Raw genomic sequence first — 4025 nt, forward strand, 5'->3', positions numbered from 1 at the left:
TCAATCACGGTAGAGATCGATGCTCGGGCAGGAGCAGATCAACTGACGATCGCCGTGCACGTTGTCGACCCGGTTGACCGCCGGCCACTGCTTGGCGGCCTTGACGTGCTCGCTGGGGAAGGCGCCGATCTCGCGGGAGTAGCTGCGCGTCCACTCGGCGTCCATCAGGTCGGCCTGGGTGTGCGGCGCGTGCACCAGCGGGTTGTCTTCCAGGGTCCACTCACCTTGCTCGACACGGGTGATCTCGGCGCGAATCGCGATCATCGCCTCACAGAAACGGTCGATCTCGTAGAGCGACTCGGACTCGGTGGGCTCGACCATCAGCGTGCCCGCCACCGGGAACGACATGGTCGGCGCGTGGAAGCCGTAGTCGATCAGACGCTTGGCGATGTCTTCCTCGCTGATGCCGGAAGCGGCCTTCAGCGGGCGGATATCGATGATGCACTCATGCGCCACGGTGCCGTTCTTGCCGCGATAGAGCACCGGATAGTGCCCATCGAGACGCGTGGCGATGTAGTTGGCGTTGAGGATCGCAAGCTCGGTGGCTTCACGCAGCCCCTGCGCGCCCATCATCTTGATGTAGGCCCAGGAGATCGGCAGGATCGCCGCGGAACCGAAGGCGGCGGCCGAGACGGCGGTGCATTCCGGCTTCACGCCTTCCAGCGGGGTGACCACGTGGTTGGAGACGAACGGCGCCAGGTGGGCCTTGATGCCGATCGGGCCCATGCCCGGGCCGCCGCCACCGTGGGGAATGCAGAAGGTCTTGTGCAGGTTGAGGTGCGAGACATCGCCGCCGAAGTCACCCGGGCGGCAGATGCCGACCTGAGCGTTCATGTTGGCGCCGTCGATGTAGACCTGGCCGCCGTGGTCGTGAACGACCTGACAGGCCTCGCGCACGGTTTCCTCGAACACGCCGTGGGTGGACGGGTAGGTGATCATGATCGCGGACAGCTTGTCGCTGTGCTGCTCGGCCTTGGCGCGCAGGTCGGCGATGTCGATGTTGCCGTTGGCGTCGCACTCGACCACCACCACCTTCATGGCGGCCATCGCGGCGGAGGCCGGGTTGGTGCCGTGGGCGGAGCTGGGGATCAGGCAGATGTCGCGCGCGCCTTCGCCGATGGAGGCCTGGTAGCGACGGATCGCGACCAGCCCCGCGTATTCCCCCTGCGCGCCCGAGTTCGGCTGCATGGAGATGGCGTCGTAGCCGGTGATCTCGACCAGGAAAGCGGACAGCTCATCGATCATCTGCTTGTAGCCGACTACCTGATCCGACGGTGCGAAGGGATGGACGTTGGCGAATTCGGGCCAGGTGACCGGGATCATCTCGGTGGTGGCGTTCAGCTTCATGGTGCAGCTGCCCAGCGGAATCATCGCGTGGGTCAGCGACAGGTCCTTGTTCTCCAGACGCTTCAGGTAGCGCAGCATCTCGGTTTCCGAGTGGTAGCGGCTGAAGGTCGGGTGGGTCAGGAAGTCGCTGTCACGCTGGCAGGCCGCCGGAATCGCGCTTGCGCCCTTGGCCAGCAGGTCCTGGTCCAGCGCGGCGACGGACAGGCCGTGCTCCTCGCCGAGCAGCACGTCGAACAGCACGCCGACGTCAGCGGCGGTGGTGGTCTCGTCGAGGTTGATGGTGATGCGGCCGTCGCCGTGGTGGCGCAGGTTGATCTCGTGGGTCAGCTCGCGACCGTGGATCTTGCCCTCATCCACGCCGGTCACGGTGATGGCATCGAACCAGCTGTCGTGGGCCAGTGCCATGCCGCAACGGCTGACGCCCTCGGCGAGAATGCTGGTCAGGCGATGCACGCGGGTGGCGATGCGCTTGAGGCCCTCGGCACCGTGATAGACGGCGTAGAAGCCGGCGATGTTGGCCAGCAGTGCCTGGGCGGTACAGATGTTGGAGGTCGCCTTCTCGCGGCGGATGTGCTGCTCGCGGGTCTGCATCGCCATGCGCAGTGCCGGGTTGCCGCGTGAGTCCTTGGAGACGCCGATGATGCGGCCCGGGATGGAGCGCTTGAGCTTGTCGGTGGTGGCGAAGAAGGCCGCGTGCGGGCCGCCGAAGCCCATCGGCACGCCGAAGCGCTGGGAGGTACCGACGACGATGTCGGCGCCGAGGCTGCCCGGCGACTTGAGCAGCACCAGGCTCAGCAGGTCGGCGGCCACCACGCTCATCGCGCCATTGGCGCGCGCGGCGTCCAGCAGCGGCGCGAGGTCGCGCACCTGACCGGTGTTGCCCGGATACTGGAAGAGGGCGCCGAAGATGTCGTGCTCGCCGACGTTCTCGGCGGCATCGATGATCAGCTCGAAGCCGAAGTAGTCGGCGCGGGTGCGCATGACGTCCAGGGTCTGCGGCAGCACGTCATCGGCGATGAAGAAGCGCTTGCTCTTGCTCTTCTTGTTGCCGCGTTGACACAGCGCCATGGCCTCGGCAGCGGCGGTGGCTTCGTCCAGCAGGCTGGCGTTGGCCAGCTCCATGCCGGTCAGGTCCATCACCGCCTGCTGGAAGTTGAGCAGTCCTTCGAGACGGCCCTGGGCGATTTCCGGCTGATACGGCGTATAGGCGGTGTACCAGCCCGGATTTTCCAGCACGTTGCGTTGGATGACCGCCGGCAGGTGGGTGTTGTGGTAACCCTGACCGATATAGGTCTTGAACACCTTGTTCTGACGCGCGAGGCGCTTCAGGTAGTCCAGTGCTTCGGATTCCGTGCGTGGCCCTTCGAGATCCAGCTCACGGCCCAGACGAATGGCGGTGGGCACCGTGCGGTCGATGAGCGTGGCGATGCTCTCTTCGCCCAGCGTCGCCAACATGCGCGTCACATTGGCATCGGTCGGCCCATTGTGGCGGGAGATGAAATCGTCGTGTCCGGCCAGCTGGGCCAGGGTAAGCGTCTCGTGAGCCATGCAAGAAATCCTGTGCTGCAACGGGGACTGCAGAGGGCAGTCCGCGGGAGGAACATCACCGTGCCAGCGAGGAAGCGGCGGGCAGGGCGTCGGGAATCATGGGGGCATCGACATCACTGCCGAGCATGCTGCAGTTGCTTCACTCCCCGCGCGACCTGCAAGGGCGGTCGTGTCAGGGGCGTCGTGCCATCGAAACGGGGTGGCGCAGTCACGAGGGTGGCTGTGCGCGAGTGCGGCTATATGCGAGCGCGGAAAGGCGCTGAAACCTCCTGCCCTGAGCGTCTGCGGCATGGACAGGAGGTTGACGGCGATCAGGCTTCGCTTTCGACCAGCTGAGAATAGGCATCAGCGTCGAGCAGCTTGTCGAGTTCGGCGCTGTCAGCGACCTTCATCTTCAGAATCCAGGCATCGTCATAGGGGCTTTCGTTGACGGATTCCGGCGCGTCTTCGAGGCTCTCGTTGACGGCGATGACTTCACCGGCCAGCGGCGCGTACAGATCAGAGGCCGCCTTGACGGACTCGATGACCCCGAACTCTTCTTCCAGCGCCAGCTCACGGCCGACTTCCGGCAGTTCGACGAAGACGACGTCGCCCAGCGCTTCCTGGGCGTGGTCGGTGATCCCGATGGTCACGGTGCCATCACCGTTGTCCTGAACCCACTCGTGACTCTCGGTGTACTTCAGCGTGGCGGGAATATTGCTCATGAGTGTTTTCCTATGTGAAAAGATTTTCTGATTCAGGGAATCGGTACGTCATTATGCCCCAAGGTCCCGGCGTGTGGCAGTGGCAGACTGCCGCGTGATGCTACGACTTTGGGCGTGTATTGCTGACGGCCGTACCTCTATCGTGGTCTGTCACTCTTCGGGCGTCCAGTGTCTTGCGTGGTTCACTCATGAAGCCCGCCATCACGGGCCTGCCTGGCCCATGGATGTGCATCGCTGGCCAGGCCGCCCAGCGCCTTTCCAGCGCGCCGTGACACCTCGTGAGAGGTTGAGTGCATTGCAGCAGCGCGGGAGATCGGTCGCGCCAGTGGGCGAGGATGTCCGGGTCACTGTTGCGAGGCGCTCAAACTCGCGTTATGGTGCCGACAGTTTCTTATCGGAAACTTGTTTCCATGTTGTGTCGTGAAG

2 protein-coding genes are annotated in these 4025 nt (G+C 64.5%); both read right to left on the reverse strand.

Features of this window, described 5'->3' with window-relative positions:
• Entirely contained in the window at window positions 1-2895 is a 2895-nt protein-coding gene (gcvP, locus tag AC4FAH_RS01160; RefSeq protein ID WP_215824173.1) for an aminomethyl-transferring glycine dehydrogenase, read from the reverse strand.
• Between the two features lie 311 nt (window positions 2896-3206).
• The gene (gene gcvH / locus AC4FAH_RS01165) at window positions 3207-3599 is read right to left on the reverse strand and encodes a glycine cleavage system protein GcvH (protein WP_043334495.1); all 393 of its coding nucleotides are present in this window, start codon (window positions 3597-3599) and stop codon (window positions 3207-3209) included.
• Window positions 3600-4025: the final 426 nt, after the last annotated feature.

This window comes from Cobetia sp., assembly GCF_983723665.1.

What these genes read in the sequence shown, in the direction of transcription:
- gcvP (WP_215824173.1), bottom strand. Translation starts at nt 2,895, where the DNA reads ATGGCTCACGAGACGCTTACCCTGGCCCAGCTGGCCGGACACGACGAT.
- gcvH (WP_043334495.1), bottom strand. Translation starts at nt 3,599, where the DNA reads ATGAGCAATATTCCCGCCACGCTGAAGTACACCGAGAGTCACGAGTGG.